Origin of the sequence: Celeribacter marinus (assembly GCF_001308265.1) — a bacterium.
GTDB lineage: Bacteria > Pseudomonadota > Alphaproteobacteria > Rhodobacterales > Rhodobacteraceae > Celeribacter > Celeribacter marinus.
Genome location: NZ_CP012023.1, coordinates 2,249,335 through 2,266,203, shown reverse-complemented (window position 1 = coordinate 2,266,203; position 16,869 = coordinate 2,249,335). Strand labels below are relative to the sequence as shown.

The window sequence follows — 16,869 nt, the reverse complement described above, 5'->3', positions numbered from 1 at the left end:
TTGATTTTTTGTATTACCCTTGGTGGTAGCGCACAATTTTTGGCTCAAACGGGTATAATGGCTCCGATTGGTACGATTTCGTTTGATCTCATCCCCGCTTTCCTGCACAATTCCGCAAATCAATTCAGGAAAGATGGCAGAATTCAAATGGAAGTCAGTGTTCGCGACAACAACGTCGATCAAGCTCTACGTGCGCTCAAGAAAAAGCTGCAACGTGAAGGTGTATTTCGTGAAATGAGGCTCAAAGAGTACTTTGAAAAGCCTTCCGTGCGCAAAGCGCGCGAAAAGAAAGAAGCCGTGAGCCGTCAGCGTAAACTGGCGCGCAAAAAGGCAGAGCGCGAAGGGTAACCTACCGCGCTTGCGTGGGCGGCCTTTGCGCTAGCTTACGTAAATCAACAGACCTGCTGAACGGCTCCGAATTCGTGAGTGTTATGCGGTCTGTATAGTCCTTATTTCCCCTACACCTTCGTGAACGAAGAAGGTGTAGGGGAAATTTTTGTGTCTAAAGGCTACTGTGGAACGGGTCGCGCATTTGGCCGCGAATCTAGAATCTGGCCGTCTCCGTTGCCTAGGAGTCTGACGCCGCCCCTCCGAGTCACCAAAGTAATGCGCGCCGCCCAAGCACTTACACGGGTATCAAGGCGCGCAAGCGCCGCTTGTGGATTCGCGTTGGGGGCCGTGACGACACTGTGCCGTCCAGACAGGCGAATGGGGTGCGGCTCATGGTTTTACTCTTTGGGCGTGAGCGACTACAACCAACCGACCGTCTGGCGCGTGGCGTCTACCACCTTTCATGAAAGCGTCCCACATGGCCCTGAAGACAAAGCTGCATCCACGCAATCAACACATGGCAGGGTACGATTTTGCGCGTTTGGTGGCGCAGACCCCTGACCTTGAGGCGTTTACGATCCGCAATCCGCGCGGTCAGACGACGATTGATTTCCAAGACGTGAATGCGGTTCGGATGCTCAATCGGGCGTTGTTGAAGACACATTACGACATCGATTTTTGGGATCTTCCGAGCGGTTATCTATGCCCGCCGATTCCCGGTCGTGTCGATTACATCCACTATCTGGCGGACTTGCTCGCCGAGAGTCATAGCCACGGCATCCCGCGCGGGCGTCAGATCAAAGTGTTAGACATCGGAACGGGTGCGAGTTTGGTGTATCCTTTGATAGGACAACGCGAATATGGGTGGCACTTTACGGGTGTTGATATTGACGCGGGCGCGATCAAATCGGCACAGCAGATTTGCGACAGCAATGCGATGGATATCACGCTGAAGATGCAAACCGCTCCTGAGAACATCTTTCGCGGTGTCATCGAGCCTCGCGATGCCTTTCATGTGACGATGTGCAATCCGCCGTTTCACGCGTCTATGGAACAGGCGCGCAAAGGCACGCAACGCAAATGGTCGAACCTTGGAAAGGGGCCGTCAAAACAGCTCAATTTTGGCGGGCAAAACGCTGAGCTTTGGTATCCGGGGGGCGAGGTGAAATTTATCGCGCGGATGATTGGACAAAGCGCGCAGTTCGCCAATCAATGCCTCTGGTTTACATCGCTTGTGTCAAAGAAAGACAACCTCGAGCCGCTCCACCGGCTTCTAGGCAAATCCAGAGTTGCCGATGTGAAAGTCGTTGATATGGCGCAGGGGCAAAAAACCAGTCGCTTTATTGCGTGGACCTACATGACAAAAAACCAACGCTCTGCGTTTGCCAGTAAAGCAATGACATAGGGGTCGCGTGTTCGACGGCGTTTAGGCCCGCGCGTTGACCATACGTGTCCAGTCGCGCGCATAGGCGCGCAATTCGTCCTGACTGGGCGCGTCGATACGGGTGGCTGTGTTTTCTGTCGTACCTTGACCGAGCAACATGGCCGCGCCGATGCTCGTTCCCGTGGCGGAGCCTTCGATCTCGACACCATCGGGGCGCAGGGCCGCGAGCATGTTGAGGTAGTCGGAGTTTCGCGCAAACGGGCCTTCCACAACCGCGGGGCCGCGCGCCCCGATCAGGTCGAGACAGGTCTGTGTCATCAGCGCCAGATACAGGGAGAGGGCATATATCCGCGCGCCATCTGTTGTTGGCGCATGTGTCCAGACGTGGTTCCGCTCTTTGAACGGCCCGCTGTCACGCACAACAGATGGCAATAGCATTATCGTGCCACCGAGCACCGCCTTGCGGTCGCCATCCGTTGGTGTCGCAGTTGATCCATCGCGTATCATGTCGAATTCACGTCCGCCCATAAAGCGCGCTGACGGCACTGGATCGCCAAATGCCGAAACATTGATGAGAGTGTCGCGGGTTGGATCGAGTTGGCTTTCATCGGCTCCAACCGCCAATGCAACGACCCAAGTGCCGGTCGATATCACGCTAAATGGTGCTTTGCGTCTTATTATATGCGGCAGTAGCGAGGCATTGCTGTCATGAATGCCGCACGACACGGGTGTCGATCGGGGGAGGCCCGTGGCGGTTGCAACCTCTTGGGTCAAGGTGCCGAGGACTGTGTTTGATGTCTGCGCGGGCGCGAGTTTGGCGCGGATGTTGAGACGGTCCACGAGATCGGAAAATTGCCCCTCGCGCGGTTGCCAAAGATCGGTGTGACAGCCCAATGATGTAACATCAGTGGCAACGGCGCCAGTGAGGCGAAACCCCCAGTATTGTGGATAGGTCACAATATGCGCTGTGCGGTCCAACAGGTCCGGATCACGGTTGAACAGCCAATACAGTTGCGCCCCGACATTCAGACCCGCAGGGAGGCGCGGGCTTCCGGTTTGTGCAAAATCAGGGCGGATCTCATCATACGCCACCGCCAGATCGTCTGGGCCGGTGTGCTCGTAATCCAGCATCGGCGTGGCTAATGCGCCGTCCGCCCCCAAAAGCACGCAGGACGCGCCATGTGTGGTGATCGAAATTGCATCAATCCCGTGGGTTTTGTGGAACTGTGCAAGGTGGTCGACAAAAAACGCCCAATGCCCGTCTAGGTCGAAATGGGGATAGGGTGCCGTGTCGATGACGGTGTTCGGGCGTGTGACCACTGCGATCTCGGTGAACGTTTGTTCGTCCACCAAGGCGAGCTTTGCATTGGTCTTTCCAACATCAAGTACGGCGATATGGCGCAACACGGTCATGGCAGATGAAACACCGTTTGCAGGTCGCTTTGGCGGGGACTGTTGTCTGCGTTTGTCTCCATGATATCCGCCATGTAGGCCCACCATTTTTGCATCACGGGGTGATCGGGGAGGGCGTCCATGGTGTGGGTCTTGCGCCGCCAGAGTACCCCAAACAGATGACGTGTTTCTGGGTCGTAGTGGATTGAATAGTCCTCGACACCCGCGTCCGAAATGAGCGCGGACAACTCCGGCCAGATTTCGTCATGACGTTTCTTGTACTCGGCCAACTGGCCCGCTTTCAAAACCATGCGAAAGGCGTATTTCTCCATCACGTTCATCCTTTGATTTTGACCCACAGGCGCGGCAAGGCGATAACGCCGATCAATAACAAGCCGATAAAGATCGACATCACAATGCCCGGAATATTGAGCAGGCCAAGACCAAAGGTGACAAGCCCCATCACAAATGCGGCGATCACAACGCCGGGGATTGACCCCGAACCACCCAGAATATTAATCCCGCCAAGCACAACCATCGTGACGACTTCCAACTCCATCCCTGTTGCAATCGACGGGCGGGTCGAGCCGAGGCGAGAGGTCAGGCACACGGCGGCCAGCCCCGACATCAACCCCGTGAGTAAAAACAGGATCATCTTGACCCGCTGCACGCGAATGCCCGAAAACAACGCGCCGGTAGGGTTGTTGCCAATGGCATAGACGGCGCGGCCGAAATTGGTTTTGTGTAAAACGATTGTGTAAATCACGGCGAGAATGGCAAAGATCACCAGTTCGACGGAGATCACCCAAAAAACATAGCCCTGACCGAACCATGCGAAATCTGCGGGGTAGCCGCGAAACGCGCCGTCCCCCAATATGATGTAGCTGATGCCGCGAAACAGGCTCATGGTGCCGATGGTCACGACGATGGACGGCAGGCCCAGTCGGGTGACGAGTATACCGTTAAAGGCACCGCATATAAGACCCGCACCCAGACCCGCGAGGACGATGACGGGTGTGCCGAACCCTGCCTGCATTACGACCCCCATGATGGTTGAGGACAGCGCAATGATGGCCGCCACCGACAGGTCGATTTCGCCCGAAATGATCAAGAGCGCCATGGCAAAGGCGATCATCGCCTTTTCGGTAAAGTTGAATGTCGCGTCGCTTAGGTTCCACGCGTTCAAGAAGTACGGCGAGGCGAAGGAGTTCAAAATAAAGATCCCTACAGCCACAGCCAGCAAGAGCGTTTCCCAACTTTTCAGTTTGCGTTCCAACGAGGATCGCAATTGGTCGGGGATGTGGCGGGAGACGTGATGGGGCGCTTGGGGGTCGGTACGGCTCATTGTGTCACCTCTGCGGATTTGAGAATGACGCGGCCTTTGGTGCGGCCTGCGCGTGAGTTGAAGGTAACAGCGATGATGATGGCCGCGCCTGAAATGGCGAGCTGCCAAAATGGTGAGATATCCACCACAGGCAGCGCATTTTTGACCACGCCAAGGAACAGTGCGCCAAGCAATGTGCCAATGACGGTGCCTGAACCGCCAGCAATCGAAATCCCGCCAATCACACAGGCCGCAACCACGTCCAATTCGAATCCGCCCGCGATATCAACATAGGCCACAGCGTAGCGCGCGATCCAAAGATAGCCGGTAAGACCCGCCAAAGCGCCTGAAATAACAAAGGCAAAGAATTGGGTGCGTCCGACATTAATGCCTGTGTACACCGCTGCGTGCGGGTTGCCGCCCACCGCATAAAACGCGCGACCAAGTGTCGTTCGCGACATCACCAGCGCCATGATGACCACGATGGCAATGGCAATCCACCCCAGCACAGGAATACCTAAAATCACACCTCGCGGCACACCGGTAAAGGCGGTGCTCATCTCATGTGCATTGATCCATTGACCGTCAGTCAAAAGGAAAATCACACCGCGAAAAATCGTCATTGTGCCGAGCGTGACTACGATTGGCGGAATGTCGAGTTTCCAGACAAGTAGACCGTTTATAGCCCCCAAAAACGCTCCAATGCTCACCGCGACCACGATAATGACCGATACCGGAAGGCCGGGGGCGGCCACATTGATCATGGCACAGATCATACCCGTGAGGGCGAGGTTGGCGGCCACCGACAAGTCGATACAGCGCGTGAGGATGACCACCATCTGGCCAAGGGCCAGAATGATCAATGGTGAGGTGTCGTTGAACACATTGACGAGGTTCTTGGGCGCGATAAAGCCAATAAACCGGGTTGAAATGAGTGCCACCAAGACGAGGATCGCCCCAAGCAAGATGACTTCGCGCGATTTCAAAATCGTCATGACGCGTCTCCTTTGATACCTATGCCTGCGGCGTGACGCACCAATGTTTCGGGTGTCAGGGTGTCCCCTGATAGCTCTGCCGCAATCCGGCCCTCACGCATGACGATCACACGGTCGGACATGCCAAGGATCTCGGGGATTTCGGAGCTGACCATGATCACGGATAGCCCTTGTGCCGCTAATTCGGACATAAATCCGTGCACCGCTGCCTTTGATCCGATGTCTATGCCTTTGGTTGGCTCGTCGAGGATAATGACACGCGGTTTTGTGGCGAGCCATTTTGCGATCACGACCTTTTGCTGGTTGCCGCCCGACAGGCTGCCTACCGATGTATCAAGCGAGGCCGCGCGCAGGTCGAGCCGCTCGGTGTATTGACGCGCGAGGGCAAATTCCTCAGCCAGTTTGATAAAGCCTCTGCGGGAGGTTTGCCCCAAAGAGGGCAGGGTGACGTTCTGGAAAATAGGCATGTCCAAAATCGCGCCCTGTTTGCCACGATCCTCGGGGACGTAGACCACACCCGCCGCAATTGCATCAGCGGGCGAGCGTATAACGGTAATGTGCCCATCGATCCGCGTCACACCTTTGGCAGGTTTTGTGATCCCGATCAGAGATTGCATGAACTCGGAGCGGCCCGCGCCCACGAGACCGTAAAAGCCAAGGATTTCACCACGATGTAGATCGAATGTGATGTCCTCGAACTCGGTCGGATGACTGTAGCCCACAACTTTCATAACCTCGTCGCCGATGTTTGGAACACGCTTCGGGAAAATCTGATCGACCGAGCGGCCAACCATCATTTGCACCAAATCATCCTCGGCAACGCCCGCAATATCGCCCGCACCAACGAACTGGCCATCGCGAAACACGGTATAGCGGTCTGAAATACGGAACACTTCGTCGAATTTGTGGGAGATGAACAAGATTGCTTTGCCCTGTTTTTTGAGCACATCCACGAGATCATAAAGCTCCTCGATCTCCTTTTGAGAGAGGGCGGCAGTCGGTTCGTCCATGATGACCACGCGCGCATCCACCGACAGGGCGCGGGCAATGGCGACCAAGTGGCGTGAGGCGATCGATAGGTCTTTGAGTTTGATCATCGGGTCAATGTGCGCGCCGATTTCGGTCAGGATCGCATGGGCCTTGTCGCGCATTGCTGTGCGGTCGATCAGGCCAAACCGACCTTTGGGCGCGTGCCCGATGTAGATGTTTTCGGCGACAGTCAACTCGTCGAACAGGACCGTCTCTTGGTGTATGGCCGTCACACCCGCGTCCGAGGCATCTTGCGCCATCGGAAAGGAGAAAGGCGTGCCGTCGAGTAGGATTTGCCCGCCGTCAGGCTGGTAAATACCCGTTAGAATTTTAACAACGGTTGATTTTCCAGCGCCGTTTTCGCCGATCAGTGATGTGACTTTGCCCGCGAACAGCTCAAGCGTGACACCATCAAGTGCTTTGACCCCCGGAAAGGTTTTGGTGATGCGATCAAGTGCGAGAACGGGTGTCCCCGTGTCGGTCGATTGCGTTCGCATGTTTTGGTCCGCGCCCATGGCTCAGCCCTACCGTTCTTGAGAATGTGAGGAAAGAAAGGCGGCGCAAGATTGCTCTGCGCCGCCTCGGATCAGCCGCAGCGTTTAGAAGATATCCTTGAACGCGTCGATGTTGGAGCTGTCGTAGACGAACGGATCCGCCATGGCCGCTGAATTTGTCTCGTCCAGCGTGATTGTGCCCATGCGACCGATCGCAATCTCGGCACCTGGTTCGGCTTTGGCCGCCTCGGTGGCAAGCTGATACGCAAGCATCGTTGCCGAGTAGCCCAGATCAATCGGGTTCCAGATCGCAAACGACTGCGATGCGCCGCTTTCAATTGCGCCCGCCATCTCGGAGGGGAGGCCCAGACCTGTCACGTTGACCTGACCGATTTTGCCCGCATCCGCTACGGCTTGTGCCGCCGCCACGATTCCAACAGATGTAGGTGCGATGATGGCGTCAAGATCAGGATAGGACTGCATCAGGCCTGTGGCCTCGCGGTAAGATTTATCGGCTAGGTCGTCGCCGTAAACGGTGCCGACAACATTGATGCCGGGGTAATTGCCCATCACCTTGGTCATTTCCTCGATCCAGATGTTCTGGTTCGTGGAGGTGGTGGTGGCCGACAACACGGCAACATCGCCACCTTCGGGCAGATGGTCGGCGGCAAGTTTAATGATCATGTTGCCGATGAGCGCATTGGATGAAGGGTTCAGGTGGGCCTGACGGCCATCGTCGGCCACGCCGCTATCCCATGAGATTACGGTGATGCCGCGATCCATCGCTTTTTTGAGCGTGGGGACAAGGGCATCGGTGTCGTTTGCGGATATCGCAATCGCATCGACGTTTTGGGCAATCAGCGAGTTGATCACTTCGATCTGGCCCTCTGCTGTCGTGTCGGTGGGGCCGGTATAGATGATTTCTACGCCGCCAAGTTCGCCTGCGGCTTCTTCTGCGCCTTTTGCTGCGGCCTCAAAAAAGCCGATACCGAGGGCTTTGACAACGAGCGCGATGCGCATGTCGTCCGCCTGTGCGGCACCTGCAAACAGACCCGTGGCAACGGCCGCGGTCGTCAAAAGTTTGGTCAGTTTCATCGTGGGTTCCTCCCTGGTTTACCCGTGTTTGACGGCGCCGCGCGTGGTCTATGCTACGGTGCCGCGTCCTCCTTCGTCGTGGATGGGCCCGCGACGATAAGTTTGATGTCCGCCGCCTCGATCATGGCGGCAGCGCGGTCGCTGATCCCTTCGTCGGTGATCAGAACGTCGATCCGTTCAAGCGGGCATAGGACCAAGCTTGACCGGTTTTCGAATTTCGTGGAATCGACCAGCAACACGACCTCGTCGGCCTGACCGATTAGTTTTTGCTCCGCCTGAATGATGAGCGGATCCCCCTCCATAACGCCAAGCGGGCCGACACCCTGCGCGCCAAGGAACATGCGGCGGGCGTAGAAATTGCCTGTCACATCATTCTCGAACGGCGAGAGCACGATATTTTGCTCGCGGTAGACGATCCCACCCGACAAAAGCACGGTGTTCTTGGAATTTTTGAGCAGGTGCTCTGCAATCGGGAACGAGTTGGTAAAGACCTGACAGCGGCGCGAGGCGAGCGGGTGAACCATCTGGAATGTTGTGGTCCCACCGTTGATAATAATGGGGTCGCCATCCTCGCACAGTTCCACTGCGGCGCGTGCGATTGATTGTTTTTGAGCGTTGTTGAGAGTTTTGTTGATTGCAAATGGACGTCCCGCGAGTCCCGGGAAAGGTTTTGGGGAAAGCGCTTCGGCTCCACCGCGCACACGACGCAGCTTTTTAGCCGTATCCAACGACGCGATATCGCGACGTATAGTGGCCTCTGAGGCACCTGTGAGGCTGCACAACTCCACCACAGTCACGACCGGACGGTCCTGAGCTGCGGATAGAATAACCCCGTGGCGTTCCTTTTCGTGCATTGAATTCCTCCCAATGACGATGAGACTGCCGCAAAGAAATGATCACTGTCAATCATAAATTGTCAAAAAAATCATGCTGCGACTGCAAAATGACTGTATATGATCGTTTGTGATTGACAAGCTGACGCACCCTGCGCAGACTTGGTTTAAATTGAAGTTCACTAATACCTGACGATCGGGAGGAGATCACTATGACATCCGCACCTACGCGGCTTGCATCACTTTGGGATGACGCAAAAGCTGCCAAAATGAGCGAATCCGAGAAATTGCTGTATCGTTCGAACCTGTTGGGTTCGGACAAGCGCGTCACCAATTACGGTGGCGGCAACACCTCGGCGAAAGTCATGGAGGATGATCCGCTCACGGGCGAAAAAGCCGAAGTTCTTTGGGTGAAAGGGTCGGGTGGTGATGTTGGCTCGATCAAAATGGACGGGTTTTCCACGCTGTATATGGACAAGCTGCGCGCCCTGAAGGGAAAGTATCGCGGGCTTGAGTTCGAGGACGAAATGGTCGGTTATTTGCCCCATTGCACCTTTAACCTCAATCCGCGCGCGGCCTCCATTGATACGCCGTTGCACGCCTACGTGCCTAAAAATCACGTCGATCACATGCACCCCGATGCCATCATCGCCATCGCTGCGTCCAAGGACAGCAAGGCTATGACGGCGGAGATTTTTGGCAATGATATCGGTTGGCTTCCATGGAAAAAACCGGGCTACGAGCTTGGCCTTTGGCTTGAGGATTTCTGCCTCAAAAATCCGGATGCAAAGGGGGTCGTGCTCGAATCTCACGGGTTGTTCACATGGGATGATGACGCCAAAACCTGCTACGAAATCACACTTGAGATCATCAATAAAGCGATTGGGTATTTCGAGGAAAAGACCGCGAACGTCCCCGCATTTGGTGGCGCTGTTCATCAAAGTCTAGCGGCCGATGCGCGCCGTGCGGTGGCGGCACAGTTGATGCCCGCTATTCGCGGCTTTGTGTCGGGTGATCAGCATATGACGGGTAATTTTGTTGATAGCGAAACGGTGCTCGAGTTCGTTAATGCAAAGGATATGCGTGCTTTAGCTGCCCTTGGCACCTCTTGCCCCGACCATTTCTTGCGCACCAAAATTTGCCCGCTTGTGGTCGATTTCGATCCGGCCAAAAACAATATCGACGCCGTTCTCGCAGGTCTTGAGGCACAAGTGGCCGCCTACCGTGAGGGCTACAAAGCCTATTATGATCGCTGTAAACACGATGACAGTCCCGCACTGCGCGACCCCAATGCAGTGGTCTATATCGTTCCGGGTGTGGGCATGATTACCTTTGCCAAAGACCGCGCAACCGCGCGAATCTCGGGCGAGTTCTATGTCAACGCAATCAATGTGATGCGCGGCGCGTCTGCTGTCTCCGAGTATTGCGGATTGCCCGAACAAGAGGCGTTTGATATCGAATACTGGCTCCTCGAGGAAGCCAAGTTACAGCGTATGCCAAAGCCCAAATCGCTGGCTGGTCGTGTGGCGCTTATTACGGGTGGCGCGGGCGGGATCGGTGCCGCTACCGCGGCGCGTTACCTGTCTGAAGGGGCCTGTGTCATGCTCGCCGATATCAACATGGATGCCCTTGGCGAAGTGCGTGACGGGTTCGCCAAACAGTTCGGCGCGGACGTGGTGCGTGCGGTCGAAATGAACGTCACAGATGAGGACGCTATTATTGCGGCCTATGCGGATATGGCGGTTGAATTCGGGGGCGTCGATATTCTGGTGTCCAACGCCGGTATTGCCTCGTCGGCTCCGATCGAGGAGACAACTTTGGCCTTGTGGAACAAGAACATGGATATCTTGTCCACGGGTTATTTCCTCGTCTCGCGCGAAGCGTTCAAAATGATGCGCACACAGGATATTGGCGGATCGGTCGTGTTTATCGCATCCAAGAACGGTTTGGCCGCAAGCCCGAACGCCGCAGCGTATTGTACGGCGAAAGCGTCCGAAATCCACCTTGCGCGCTGTCTCGCTCTTGAGGGCGCTGAGGCGGGCATCCGTGTGAATGTGGTCAATCCTGACGCGGTGTTGCGTGGTTCCAAGATTTGGGAGGGCGATTGGCTCGATCAACGTGCATCCACCTATGGCACCGACAAAGAAGGGCTTGAGGAGATGTATCGTGCTCGGTCCATGCTCAAGCGGTCTGTGCTGCCTGAAGATATCGCAGAAGCTGCTTATTTCTTTGCGTCTGAAAAGTCGTCAAAGTCGACGGGCAATATCATCAACGTGGATGCGGGCAACGTTCAGGCGTTTACGCGCTGATCCGGTCGAGAGAGGATAGATCATGATTGAGAGTTCCGTAATTGAGGCGCAAAACGCCAAACGCGCCGCTGACTTGGATGCCGATTTCGACGCCTTGGGCGCGAAACTTGCCCGCCGTGGTGTGGATATTAATGCCCTTGTGGAGCGTGCCAAAACCTTTGGCGTGGCGGTGCCATCGTGGGGGACGGGCACAGGGGGCACACGGTTTGCGCGTTTTCCCGGTGCAGGTGAGCCGCGCGATATTTTCGACAAACTTGACGATTGCGGCGTCATTCAAACCCTGACGCAAGCCACGCCTACTGTATCGTTGCACATCCCGTGGGATAAGGCCGATCCATCCGATTTGCTGGCAAAGGCCGCGCAATACGGATTGTCGTTTGATGCGATGAATTCCAACACGTTCCAAGATCAACCGGACCAAGCGCAATCCTACAAATTCGGCTCACTGAGCCATACGGATGCGGCAACGCGCGCGCAGGCGGTGGAGCACAATCTCGAATGTATCGAGATTGGCCAGTCGCTCGGGTCAAAGGCATTGACGGTTTGGATCGGGGACGGGGCCAATTTCCCCGGACAAACCCACATGGGGCGTCAATTCGAACGGTATCTGGCATCGATGAAAGAGATTTACAAAGGCTTGCCAGACGATTGGCGGATCTTCTCCGAGCATAAAATCTACGAGCCTGCATTCTATTCCACCGTGGTTCAGGACTGGGGTAGCTCGCTTTTGACGGCGCAGGAGTTGGGTGACAAGGCGATGTGTCTTGTCGATCTCGGCCACCATGCGCCCAATGTGAATATCGAGATGATCGTGTCGCGCCTGATTCATGCAGGCAAGCTTGGCGGGTTCCATTTCAACGATAGCAAGTACGGCGACGACGATCTGGATAGCGGAACCATCGAACCCTATCGCTTGTTCCTTGTGTGGAATGAATTGGTGGATGCGCAGGCGACATCGGGGCTTGATCTGGCACATATGATCGACCAGTCCCACAATGTCACCGACCCGATAGAGAGCCTGATGATTTCGGCGATCGAGATTCAACGCGCCTTTGTGCAGGCGTCTCTCGTGGACCGCGATGCTCTCAAGGGCTACCAAGATGACAATGATGCGTTGATGGCTTCGGCCACGTTGCGCGGTGCGTTTCGCACCGATGTCGAGCCGATTTTGGCAAGGGCGCGTTTGGAGACAGGTGGGGCGATTGACCCGATTATGACCTACCGCGCCTCAGGCTACCGCGCCCAAGTGGCGTCAGTTCGGCCCAAAGTGTCGGGCGCCGGCGGCGGTATCGTTTAAATCCGACATATCTATAACCGATCAAAAATACCCCCTGCGAAAGACGTCTTTCGCAGGGGGTTTTATGTGGACGTCAAACGCCGTGACGTGGAGAGAAACGGTCGTTCGACGTCCTGACTTAAGCCCTGGGAGGCGGCTTATAGGTTGGCAAGCAAATCGTTGATGCGGGCTTGTGCAGTGGACAAGGCATCGTCGACCGACTTGTTGCCGGTGATCGCCGAGCCAACTTCTTCGCCAATAATGTCTTGAATGGCGAACTGGCGTTGCACTTCAGCGGGGAGGCTTTCCCCTGTGTCCGCAATTTCAGCAATGTTGTCGCGATGCGGCAAGGCCTTGAATTCAGCCATGTCAAAGACGGCCGAAACGGCGGGCAAATGGCCTGTCCGCGCCCATTGGAAGTCATTGTCGGAGAGATATTTGAACAGTTTGCCGATGGCATCTGTGGTCTCGTCATCGCGGTTGGGGTTCTTTGGTACGACCCAGCCGTGTCCGTCCGCGTAGGTGCTGTCTTTGCCACCAAAGAATTGGGGGACCGGATATACGGTGTAGCCACCGCCAGAAAGCGCGTTGCCGTCTTGTTGGGCCTGATCCTCAAACGCCCCGATAAGCCATGTGCCGTTGACCGCGATCGCGCCCTCGCCATCGGTAAAGCCCGACACCGCAGCAGGGTAGTCAAGATTGACCGTTGTGAGACCTTCGTCGACGATCCGTTTCATGAATTCCACGGCGGCTTTGGCTTCGGGTGTTTCCAGCTTGATAGCGCTTGGGTCTGAAAAGAAGTCAGAGTTTTGTTGTTGCAAGAGGGTGTACAGCATGCGCGTGTAGGCGGACGTTTCGTTCGCAAGGATCTGCACGAGGAACGGTTTGCCAGTCGCCGCTTTGAATTTGGCGCCCATTTCGAAAAACTCGTCAACCGAGGACGGTAGCATCGGCGTGCCGTCCGCGTTCATCATGTCGGCTTCTGCCATCAGGTTGGTGTTGACGTGGAACAACATGGTCCAGTTGTCAAAGGGGAGGCCGAACATTTGACCGTCTTTGGTTACGCCCCCGCGGCCCGCATCGGTAAAGGCCGCAGGATCAATACCTTGTGCGGCAAGGATATCATCAATCGGATCGAGAAGGCCGCGCGACTGGTAATCGGAAATGACCTAGTAGTGCATGGATACAACGTCAGGTGCGGCGCGCGATGCCAGCTGTGCGTTCAGCTGATCGTAACCTGGCCATTCGACGGTGGTGACGTTAACGTCGATGTCGGGGTTTTGCGCCTCGAACGCATTCACGAGCGCCGTGATAATACCACATTCACCCACCGCGGCGGAGACATCCGTCACATCGCCGTACTCTGCGTCACAGGCGCCGAAAAAGCGCTGTAGTTCGATGGTGGTTTGTGCCGAGGCGGCCATGCCGGAAAGCATGAAAGCCGAGGCGGTGCCGAGCAGTAGTCGTTTCATTGGTCGTCTCCCTAGGTTTGTGTGGCGGGATAGTCCCGCAAATTGCCCGCTCAAGTCTCCTCCCGAGTGGGGTATTCATGTGGGGCGGGCGCAGCTATTTCACCGCGCCGCCCGAGACAGCGGTCACGATGTGGCGCTGAAAGAAAATGTAGACGACCACCACGGGCAGCGAGGCAAACACCGCCTGCGCGGTCAAAAAGCCCAAGCCCTCTGACTGAGCGAAATTGGACTGGCTGGACGCGATGCCGATGGTCAGTGTGAACATCTCTTTTTTGGTCGCGGAGATGAGGGGCCACCAGTAATCGTTCCACGCCATCAAAAAGGTAAAGATACCGAGTGTCGCCTGTGCAGGCAGCGTGAGCGGCAAAAGGACTTTCCAGAAAATGCGCCACGCCGATGCATTATCAAGCAATGCCGCCTCGTCAATTTCCTTGGGAATCGCCCGAAAAAACTGTGTCATCAAATAGACGCCAAATGCGGATGACATCCCCGGAAGGATCAAGCCCAGATAGGTATTATGCAGGGCGAACCAATTAAACATTTGGTGGCGCGCGATAATGATCGCCTGTTCGGGAACGGCCAAACCAAACAGCACAATGATGAACAACGTTTTGCGAAAGGGAAATTCAAGACGGGCAAACGCATAGCCGGCCATAGACGACAAGATCAGCACCCCAATCGTTTGTCCCGTGGCCACGATGATCGAGTTCCACAGCCACCCAAAGACCGAGCTGGATTTGAATATGTTGACATAGTTGGCCAGCGTGTAGGGGGGCGAGAACACAGATTGTGTGCCCACCATCAGCTCCGCGTTATCCTTGAACGATAACCCGACAATCCATGCGACAGGGGCAAGCATGATCACCGCAAAGACGGCAGATATCCAAAACAGGCGTCTGTGCGCAGTAAACGTATCGGGATCGTAAGGGCGCGCCATAATCACTGCTCCTCTTTGCGGGTTGAGAGCCAATATTGGACCATTGCGGCGGCCAATATGATGAGGAACAGGATTTCGGATGCGGCGGTGCCCATACCGATTTCCCACCGCACAAACCCCGTTTCATAGATATACATCACGATGGGGCGCGATGATCCCGCAGGGCCGCCATTGGTCATCAATTGTGCCTGTCCAAACAGTTGGAATTGCAAAACAATCTGAATGATCGCGACCATCGCCAACGTGCCTTTGATCGAGGGGAGGGTGATACGCGTAAGGCCACGCCATTTGGAGGCGTTGTCGAGGGCTGCGGCCTCATAGAGGTCTTTGGGGATCTGTTGCAACGCCGCAAGGATCAAGATCATGGGCAGGCCGAGGCTCCACCACACGGTCGCCACGCCGACCGAGAACAACGACCATCCGCGTTCGGACAAAAAGCCGATTTGCGCCCAACCGAAATGGTCAAATATCACAGACATAAGCCCGTCTCCGGGGATAAACACGATCCGCCAGATCAAGGTGACGATCGTGACCGACAGGATGGAGGACGAAAAGAACAAGCCGCGCAGAAAGGACGACCCGCGAGAGGCCTTGTTCAACGCGAGGGCGAGGAACAGGCCAAGGGTCACCAATGTCGGGACTGATACCGCAACGAACAACACCGTGTTGCGTACCGCTTGGGCAAAAACGGGATCTTTGAGCACGGGAGAATAGTTTTTGAGGCCGATAAATTGCGCGCCACCAAACAGGTCGACTTTATTGAGGGACAACCACATGCCCCAGATCAGTGGAAACACGAGAAGGACGACAAAGAAGATGAGAAAGGGCAGGGCAAATAGCCCGTTGGCCCATGAAGAGCGGCGGTAGGACCGTGCCATTATACCGGTTCCTTGTGCGGGTAGGCTTGTCCGTCAGCATCAAAAATGTGGATGGATGCGGCGTCGATGGAAACGCAGATCGTTGTGCCCGTTGTGACGTCCGAGCGCCCATCATCCTCAACGACAATTTCCGATCCGTTGTCCAATGTGCCGTAAATCAACGTGCGCTCGCCCAGGCGCTCGACAACATCGACGGACAGGCGCAAGCCGTTGGACCCATCACGGATGACATGGGCATCTTCTGCGCGAATGCCGATTTCGGCCCCTTGCGGCTTGAAGTATTCTGGCACCACAACGTTCGTATCGATATCGCCCACGGCATCTACACTTACGACCGTTCCACCAGTGGACGACGTGACAGCGGCGATGGGCAAAAATGACATTGCAGGCGAGCCGACAAAGCCCGCAACAAATTTGCTTACGGGGCGATGGTAGATGTCCATCGGTGTGCCGACCTGTTCGATGCCTTGATTGTTGAGAATGACGATGCGATCGGCCAGTGTCATGGCCTCAACCTGATCATGGGTCACGAAAATCATCGTTGCCCCTAAACGGCGGTGGAGTTGCGCCAGCTCAAGCCGTGTACGCCCGCGCAACGCTGCATCGAGATTGGACAATGGCTCATCGAACAAAAACGCTTTTGGCTCTTTGGTGATTGCGCGGCCAATGGCAACGCGCTGTCTCTGGCCGCCCGATAGCTTTGCCGGTTTGCGGTCCAAAAGATGATCGATTTCAAGGACTTTGGCGGTTTCCGTCACGCGGCGCTCAATATCTGCTTTGCCGGTGCCAATGTTTTCAAGGCCAAAGCTCATGTTTTGCGCCACGGTCATGTGCGGATAAAGCGCGTAGGATTGAAACACCATGGCCACACCACGCTGGCCGGGGGGCAGGGCATCAATGCGCGCCCCGCCCAAATGGATTTCGCCGCCATCTACGGCCTCTAGCCCCGCAATCATGCGTAAAAGTGTGGACTTCCCACAGCCCGACGGCCCCAAGAAGACCACGAATTCACCGGCATCTATCGACAATGAGATATCAGAAAGCACTGTTACCGCGCCGTAGCGTTTGGTCAGGTTTGTAATTTCGATAGGCGCAGACATGAGGTTTCCTTTGGTAGGCCG

General features: G+C 55.7%; 14 protein-coding genes and 1 pseudogene. 4 read left to right on the top strand and 11 right to left on the bottom strand.

The annotated features are described in order from the left end of the window. The first annotated feature begins 147 nt into the window (after positions 1–147). Together rpsU and rlmF are read left to right on the top strand one after the other, a co-directional pair. Positions 148–348 carry a 30S ribosomal protein S21 gene (gene rpsU, locus IMCC12053_RS11330; protein WP_062219144.1) on the top strand — a complete coding sequence of 67 codons (201 nt, stop codon included), beginning with the start codon at positions 148–150 and terminating at the stop codon, positions 346–348. Between the two features lie 460 nt (positions 349–808). Further along, positions 809–1,735 carry a 23S rRNA (adenine(1618)-N(6))-methyltransferase RlmF gene (gene rlmF / locus IMCC12053_RS11325; protein ID WP_062219142.1) on the top strand — a complete coding sequence of 309 codons (927 nt, stop codon included), beginning with the start codon at positions 809–811 and terminating at the stop codon, positions 1,733–1,735. 21 nt (positions 1,736–1,756) lie between these two features. On the opposite strand, the gene IMCC12053_RS11320 is transcribed toward rlmF, so the two are convergent. The 7 genes from IMCC12053_RS11320 to IMCC12053_RS11290 all read right to left on the bottom strand — a co-directional run bounded on the left by IMCC12053_RS11320 (position 1,757) and on the right by IMCC12053_RS11290 (position 8,897). After that, positions 1,757–3,127, bottom strand: coding sequence for an FGGY-family carbohydrate kinase (locus IMCC12053_RS11320; protein ID WP_062219140.1), 1,371 nt, complete (start codon positions 3,125–3,127; stop codon positions 1,757–1,759). Continuing rightward, a complete protein-coding gene (locus tag IMCC12053_RS11315) occupies positions 3,124–3,438 on the bottom strand; it encodes an L-rhamnose mutarotase (protein WP_205623919.1) in 315 nt (104 codons plus the stop codon). Before IMCC12053_RS11315 ends, IMCC12053_RS11320 begins: the two co-directional genes overlap by 4 nt. A gap of 5 nt (positions 3,439–3,443) precedes the next feature. Further along, positions 3,444–4,451 carry an ABC transporter permease gene (locus IMCC12053_RS11310; RefSeq protein ID WP_062219136.1) on the bottom strand — a complete coding sequence of 336 codons (1,008 nt, stop codon included), beginning with the start codon at positions 4,449–4,451 and terminating at the stop codon, positions 3,444–3,446. Continuing rightward, positions 4,448–5,425, bottom strand: a complete 978-nt coding sequence (locus IMCC12053_RS11305; protein WP_062219133.1) for an ABC transporter permease — start codon at positions 5,423–5,425, stop codon at positions 4,448–4,450. Before IMCC12053_RS11305 ends, IMCC12053_RS11310 begins: the two co-directional genes overlap by 4 nt. Then, positions 5,422–6,951 (bottom strand): sugar ABC transporter ATP-binding protein, encoded by a 1,530-nt coding sequence (locus tag IMCC12053_RS11300; RefSeq protein ID WP_143090025.1) that lies wholly within the window; start codon positions 6,949–6,951, stop codon positions 5,422–5,424. The genes IMCC12053_RS11305 and IMCC12053_RS11300 overlap by 4 nt, the downstream gene beginning before the upstream one ends. Positions 6,952–7,053: 102 nt before the next feature. Further along, positions 7,054–8,043 (bottom strand): rhamnose ABC transporter substrate-binding protein, encoded by a 990-nt coding sequence (rhaS, locus tag IMCC12053_RS11295; protein ID WP_062219129.1) that lies wholly within the window; start codon positions 8,041–8,043, stop codon positions 7,054–7,056. A 53-nt stretch (positions 8,044–8,096) separates the two neighbouring features. Beyond that, positions 8,097–8,897 carry a DeoR/GlpR family DNA-binding transcription regulator gene (locus tag IMCC12053_RS11290; RefSeq protein WP_062219127.1) on the bottom strand — a complete coding sequence of 267 codons (801 nt, stop codon included), beginning with the start codon at positions 8,895–8,897 and terminating at the stop codon, positions 8,097–8,099. Positions 8,898–9,088: 191 nt separating this feature from the next. Between IMCC12053_RS11290 and IMCC12053_RS11285 the strand changes: the two genes are divergently transcribed. Both IMCC12053_RS11285 and rhaI read left to right on the top strand, forming a co-directional pair. After that, on the top strand, positions 9,089–11,185 hold the full coding sequence (locus tag IMCC12053_RS11285; protein WP_062219125.1) for a bifunctional rhamnulose-1-phosphate aldolase/short-chain dehydrogenase: 2,097 nt from the start codon (positions 9,089–9,091) through the stop codon (positions 11,183–11,185). Positions 11,186–11,207: 22 nt separating this feature from the next. Continuing rightward, positions 11,208–12,482 (top strand): L-rhamnose catabolism isomerase, encoded by a 1,275-nt coding sequence (gene rhaI, locus IMCC12053_RS11280; protein ID WP_062219123.1) that lies wholly within the window; start codon positions 11,208–11,210, stop codon positions 12,480–12,482. Positions 12,483–12,619: 137 nt separating this feature from the next. On the opposite strand, the pseudogene IMCC12053_RS11275 reads toward rhaI, so the two are convergent. The 4 genes and pseudogenes from IMCC12053_RS11275 to IMCC12053_RS11260 form a co-directional block, all read right to left on the bottom strand. Further along, positions 12,620–13,885, bottom strand: a pseudogene (locus tag IMCC12053_RS11275) (extracellular solute-binding protein). A 142-nt stretch (positions 13,886–14,027) separates the two neighbouring features. After that, positions 14,028–14,870 carry a carbohydrate ABC transporter permease gene (locus IMCC12053_RS11270; protein ID WP_062219121.1) on the bottom strand — a complete coding sequence of 281 codons (843 nt, stop codon included), beginning with the start codon at positions 14,868–14,870 and terminating at the stop codon, positions 14,028–14,030. A gap of 2 nt (positions 14,871–14,872) precedes the next feature. Then, entirely contained in the window at positions 14,873–15,748 is an 876-nt protein-coding gene (locus tag IMCC12053_RS11265; protein WP_062219119.1) for a carbohydrate ABC transporter permease, read from the bottom strand. Next, positions 15,748–16,848, bottom strand: a complete 1,101-nt coding sequence (locus tag IMCC12053_RS11260; protein ID WP_062219116.1) for an ABC transporter ATP-binding protein — start codon at positions 16,846–16,848, stop codon at positions 15,748–15,750. Before IMCC12053_RS11260 ends, IMCC12053_RS11265 begins: the two co-directional genes overlap by 1 nt. Between the last annotated feature and the right edge of the window lie 21 nt (positions 16,849–16,869).